Raw genomic sequence first — 5,468 nt, forward strand, 5'->3', positions numbered from 1 at the left:
TAACATCAGCCATTACTAATTTTTACCTTTTCGAGGGGATGGGCAAAAATAGCCAAGAAACTGCTCAAGTCGCTCAGGCTAATGTGAATAACGCTCAAGCTGTTTTGACGTCTGTACAATCTAACCCGCAGACTACATTACAAACATCATTGGCCGCTACCAATAAAGTGACTAATTCTCAGGCGACTGCTACCCAGGTGACGCAATACACTACGCAAGTTACAACTGCCGCCGCTTCTATTCCTACCGCTCCCACGTCTACCCATGCTACCGAAGCGGCGACCGCCGCCACGACCGCGTTAACTAATGCCGTTAATGCTCTGAATGACACTATCGCAGGGGGTGGCGCCGGTTCCGGCTCGACTGTCAGTTCAGGTTCTGGTAGTGGTTCCGGGGGCTGTCCTGGTTGTGCCCAGGAAAGTACGCTTGAGTCTTTGATGGCCGGTAGTGGTACTGCGATTCATGCTCAAACCGGCAATGATCACTTCGACGATACCGTTCCTGATGGTCAGGCCTCACAAGCTAAAGCTGATTATCAGACCAAATTTAACGAGGTTAAAACCTCGCTGGGTTCATTATTTCAATTGTCTGCCGGTGGCGTGGGTCAATTACCTTCCTTTGATTTCGGCACGATTAAAGGCGTTCATGTCGTTGTTGATTTTAATCGGTTTGCTGCCCCGTTATCCATTGTTGGCACGTCTATTCTTTTTGTGAGCGCCGATTTAATCCATATCAACACCGAGTTGGCCGAGGGCCGTCTTTTAATGGCTGGTTGGTTTCATTGGATACCGTTCCGCGCTCTGGTTTTGATGGATGAAGGCCAGCGCATTTATCCGGATCGTCGCGATTTTAAAATGGAATCGCTGGATAAATTCGTTTGTCCGGCCGGTTATGTTATCCCGGAAATTAACGTGACGATTAACGATGATTACACTAAGCAAAGCTATAGTGTAGGTCGTCCCGAAGATGTATTCACCGCGTTTGACATGCAACGTCATTACCAGTGGGATATTTTCATTTCCACTACACATATCAACAAGATTCAAAAATCTATTCGTGAAGTGCCCCAAACTGCTTATCTTCATAAATCGCTGAGCGGCAAGCTTCCTTTTCTTTTTAAAGACATCTGGTACGAGTTCCAACATGACCCCGAAAATAATGGAAAATCAAACGCTCAACGAATCGGTAAGCCTCGAAAATACAAAGCCGATAGACGAATCTATCAGTGCTATCAATCCACCGTTACCGGCGAGCATACCGAAAGTAAAGCCGATCAAAGCATCCTGGGTGACTCCGGCGTACGCATTAAGCTTGCAGCTATCGTTTTGGCTATCGGAAGTTCTATCTGTCTGTTTATCAATGCTCTTGATAACCATGAAGCGCTTAAAATCGCCGACCCTGCTCCTTGTTCAGATTGATCAAAAAGCCGGTTCTGTTGTTCCTGCGCCTGATAAAAAGCGTCCTGACCCGCCTGTTTTGCACACTGTTGATCATGTACTTGACCAGCAAGGTAGTCATTTTACTGATCACCTAGGCTATAAATTATTGACCGTTGCTTATCAAAACATCGATGACAAGCAACATGCCAAGCTAAAATTTATTGCTGATTCCATCGACGGTCTTAAGGTCGTTCAGTTTGACGAGCTGTCACGCGCTGGTTTTACCGTATTTGCCCACGGCCTTTGTAAACTGTCTTTGATTGGTTCCGATGGTCAAATACATAAAGTGGGTTGTGAATCCTCAGAAATCAGTAAATGCTCCGCCAAGGTACAAACGGCTACCGTTATCAGCTTGCGTAATTGCATCAAATACGGCCAGAAAGCCGTATCTAAGCCTACTATACCGACTAACGCGCTAGTGACGGCCGCTACTTCTGTATTACCTGATTAAAACGCGCAATGAGGCGGAGGACGACGACGTAGGAGGAGGACGACAACGAAGCGGCGCGGTTTGCTTGTCCAAGCCGTTCTAAACCGGCAAACAGGCGTTACCTTATGCGCCTGTTCTTGTGGTCGATCAGTAACGGGCCGTCAATTTTATGCAGGCAATGCCTGCCGGAAGCGTGTATTTGATCGTAAAAGCCGTTACTGACCAGATAAACCTTTCGGCCAGCGAGTAACGGTTTATTAATTTCTACTCTGGCTGTTCAGTTTGTTTGAATTGGCTCTCTTTCTGGCTTTTTTCCAAGGGTTCTTTTTTCGGTTTGATCTCGATAGCTTTTTTTGATTCCGACTTAATACTTTTCCAGGCGATAAGTTCACCTTCCAGCTTGGCCGCTTTTTCTCTTAATGCCTTGTTTTCATTCGCTTCTACTGCAGAAATTTCTTTTTGGCTTTCCATGTCTGAAATTAGCTTATCTATTTGATTTTTTTGTACTTTATTTTCAATATCCAGTTTCTTGTTTTCGTTTTCTGTTTTTAACATTTTTTCTTCTGTTTTTTCAAATTGATTCCTAATTTCTACATACCTTTGTTCGGCGTTTTCAAGCTTATTTTTTAATTCTATGTTTTCGCCAGTTAACACTTCATTGGCTTTTTGTTGGCTAATTAATGTTTCGTTAACATAATCGAATCTTTTTCCGGCTTCACGTAGCTTTTCTTCGCATACTGCTTTATCCATATGTGTCTGATGTCTATCGTTTTGTTCCTTTTCTATTTCTTTTATCCAGCTGCTAAGTTGTTCGTCACCTTCTTTTCTTATGGTTTCGATTTCGGCTTCTAGAGCTTCGATCTGCTTAGCTTGTTCTTCGCTGAACGCTTCCGCTTCGCTTATTTTCTCATTGGCCACCGCTTCAGCCTGACGTAAGGCTTCCCGCTGGCTGATTATTTCTTTTTCGGCCAAGCTTTGCGATTCTGACCATAACTTGATAATCAACTGTTCGGCCGATTTACTTAATGACTCCGGCAGGCTAATCAAAGCGGGCAGGGTGGTTACTTGCTCTTCTTGATTCCAAGTCTTTAAGAAGTTCGTAATCGTTGTTAACGAGCCCCGGCCTAAGAACTTATAAACTTCAATACTGCTCACTTTGACGCCGGTTTCTTTCAATTCATCGGCCGCCGTGTGAACCTCTTCTTCAGTTAAACGTTTTGCTTTGTTGATTTGACTGATATTGTTCATTTTTCTTTCTCCAGGTTGGCTTTTATGTTGAAGCTATTATTACATATAAAAGCAGGCCTGTCAAGTAATATTATCATAATATGATAATACAGTAATGATAATATCGTAATACGGTAATACGATAATTATCATAATATCACTTGACATTATATGAATTTTTGATATACTGTATTCAACTTAAAGCAACCCGAGGGCTTTTTATGAGTAATTACGAACAAGACTTTTACGGCTGGACACAAGAGCAGGCTGCCTTATTACGGGCAGGGCGTTTAAATGACCTGGATATAGAAAATTTAATAGAGGAAGTAGAAACCATGGGGCGTAGTGAAAAGCGTGAACTCGAAAGCCGGTTAACCGTATTATTACTGCATCTTCTAAAGTGGAAATATCAGGAAGTCAGGCGCGGTCGAAGTTGGGAACTATCCATTGATGAACAGCGTATTCAATTTCGCAAAACCTTAAAGGAAAATCCCGGCTTAAAACCTTTTCTTGATGAAATGACAGTTGATGCGTATAAACTGTCTGTTATTCAAGCCTCAAGAGAAACTAAAATCAGCAAAAGCGTATTTCCTGCGGCTTGCCCCTGGTCCCTTGAACAAATCACCGATGACCACTTTTTTCCGGACAATTAAAGTCGGCCTCTTAAATTGAGACGGTAACATAACAATATGCGCCGTCTCAAACAGCCAATCCCCCTCGCTTACTGTCAATCCGCTTTTTTCCTTGGCGACCGCCAGATTATCCCGCTAGTTTGTTTTTGTTAGGTATGGAATTCGTCCGGAGTCTGGGCGGTTGGAGTCAGTCAGGTAAATAGCGAGCGCAGCCGAGCGGTGTTACATGCAAACTCGTATGATGTACTTGTCCGGCTCGCTGCCAACGTACGCAAGCCTGACAAGCTTCACCTTACTGTTTAACCGCTGTTGATGTAAACGTCCACGATTCATTTTCTCGCTACGTAGTAACAGCATGTTGATTCTTTCATTATTTCCCGGTATCGGTCTGTTGGATCGTGGTTTTGAAGACGTGGGCTTTTCAGTGGTTCGCGGTCCCGATCTGATCTTCGCGACATCCGCCGTTTTACCGTTCCTTCGGGTCGTTTCGATGGTGTTATAGGTGGTCCTCCTTGTCAGGACTTCTCTAAAGCACGTCGTGATAAACCAACAGGGCAGGGCTTAGAAATGCTCTTTCATTTCAAACGTATTGTGCTTGAAGCGCGTCCCTCCTGGTGGTTAGCCGAAAACGTCCCCGGCGTTCCCGATATGCACATAGACGGTTATAGCTGGCAACGTCTGGACCTTAACGCGTCCGATTTAGGCATGTCGCAACGTCGTTTACGTCATGTTCAATTCGGCGCTATCGATTATTCACAATTGATTATTGATAGAAAAAAGACACTCGGCCGTAACCCGACAGTTCTAGCCAATGATTCCCGTCCGCTTTCGGAAATAGCCGCCTTACAAGGTCTTCCGGAAGATTTCGACATACCCGCATTTACCCGTAGCGCGCTAGTCCGTGCTATCGGTAATGGCGTTCCTTACGGTCTGGCCCGTGCGCTTGCCCAAGCCGTTCTAAACCGGCAAACAGGCGTTACCTTATGCGCCTGTTCTTGCGGTCAACCAGTAACAGGCCGTCAAGTTTATGCAGGCAATGCCGCCGGAAGCGGTCATTTGATCGTAAAAGCGTTACTGACCAGGTAAACCTTTCGGCCAGCGAGTAACGTTTTAATATTCGTTTATTTGATTCTCTGAATAGTGTTTTTCTTGCAGTTTTCAGTATTTACTTTTTGGCATTGATTCAGGTGCTCTTGTCTTGTTAGAGCCTTGTCTAAGGGGCTTACTACTTGATCATTGAAAACTCTTCCTATTGCATTTATTCCTACGTTCATTCCCGTTACTAATCCATCTTCAACCAGCTTTCCTACATCTTGTTTTCTTTCGTCGGCTAACACGTTATTGCTTAATATAGTAATTAAAATTATCAAGATTAATTTATTCATTTTTTCTCTCCTGTTTTTAAGTTTGATAAATTATTATCAAGAAAATTTAATAATACAAATAAACGGATAGGCACAGGGTAGCAGTGCCGTTGAGGCTAACGTTTAATTATCGTTATGCGTTACATTAATTTATTCGGGCGGTAAATTTCTACATTCTTCATCGCCGTTTGGTTTGATTTTGCAGATTCGTTTGATAACCGTTGGTTCTTTGTTTTGAATTACGTTGAAACCCGACTTTATTATTTGCGGTATCGTCGCTAATTCGGCCAGCATTCCATTGTTTCCGGTCTCCATACCCTTTGCTAGTGTTTAATTACGTAAATTAGTTACCGTATTTCTTATTTGGCTACCTTTT

Annotated in this window: 7 protein-coding genes; 5 read left to right on the forward strand and 2 right to left on the reverse strand. The window is 43.5% G+C overall.

What is annotated here, in order from left to right; genetic code table 11:
• Both V7051_RS24235 and V7051_RS24240 read left to right on the forward strand, forming a co-directional pair.
• A partial coding sequence (locus tag V7051_RS24235) for a zonular occludens toxin domain-containing protein (protein WP_333879326.1) occupies positions 1–1,418 on the forward strand: 1,418 nt, incomplete at its 5' end.
• On the forward strand, positions 1,375–1,890 hold the full coding sequence (locus tag V7051_RS24240) for a hypothetical protein (RefSeq protein WP_333879327.1): 516 nt from the start codon (positions 1,375–1,377) through the stop codon (positions 1,888–1,890). The genes V7051_RS24235 and V7051_RS24240, both read left to right, overlap by 44 nt.
• A 243-nt stretch (positions 1,891–2,133) precedes the next feature.
• Here V7051_RS24240 and V7051_RS24245 read toward each other — a convergent pair whose 3' ends face one another.
• The gene (locus V7051_RS24245; protein ID WP_333879328.1) at positions 2,134–3,117 is read right to left on the reverse strand and encodes a DNA-binding protein; all 984 of its coding nucleotides are present in this window, start codon (positions 3,115–3,117) and stop codon (positions 2,134–2,136) included.
• Between the two features lie 200 nt (positions 3,118–3,317).
• Between V7051_RS24245 and V7051_RS24250 the strand changes: the two genes are divergently transcribed.
• The 3 genes from V7051_RS24250 (at position 3,318) to V7051_RS24260 (ending at position 4,814) form a co-directional block, all read left to right on the forward strand.
• Positions 3,318–3,749 (forward strand): DUF29 domain-containing protein, encoded by a 432-nt coding sequence (locus tag V7051_RS24250; RefSeq protein ID WP_333879329.1) that lies wholly within the window; start codon positions 3,318–3,320, stop codon positions 3,747–3,749.
• A 334-nt stretch (positions 3,750–4,083) separates the two neighbouring features.
• Complete coding sequence (locus tag V7051_RS24255) at positions 4,084–4,230, forward strand: hypothetical protein (RefSeq protein WP_333879330.1); 147 nt, start codon at positions 4,084–4,086, stop codon at positions 4,228–4,230.
• Entirely contained in the window at positions 4,185–4,814 is a 630-nt protein-coding gene (locus tag V7051_RS24260) for a DNA cytosine methyltransferase (protein WP_334181189.1), read from the forward strand. Before V7051_RS24255 ends, V7051_RS24260 begins: the two co-directional genes overlap by 46 nt.
• A 35-nt stretch (positions 4,815–4,849) precedes the next feature.
• Here V7051_RS24260 and V7051_RS24265 read toward each other — a convergent pair whose 3' ends face one another.
• On the reverse strand, positions 4,850–5,113 hold the full coding sequence (locus V7051_RS24265; protein WP_333879331.1) for a hypothetical protein: 264 nt from the start codon (positions 5,111–5,113) through the stop codon (positions 4,850–4,852).
• Between the last annotated feature and the right edge of the window lie 355 nt (positions 5,114–5,468).

The sequence above is a fragment of the Methylobacter sp. genome (assembly GCF_036845245.1).
Lineage (GTDB): Bacteria > Pseudomonadota > Gammaproteobacteria > Methylococcales > Methylomonadaceae > Methylobacter_A.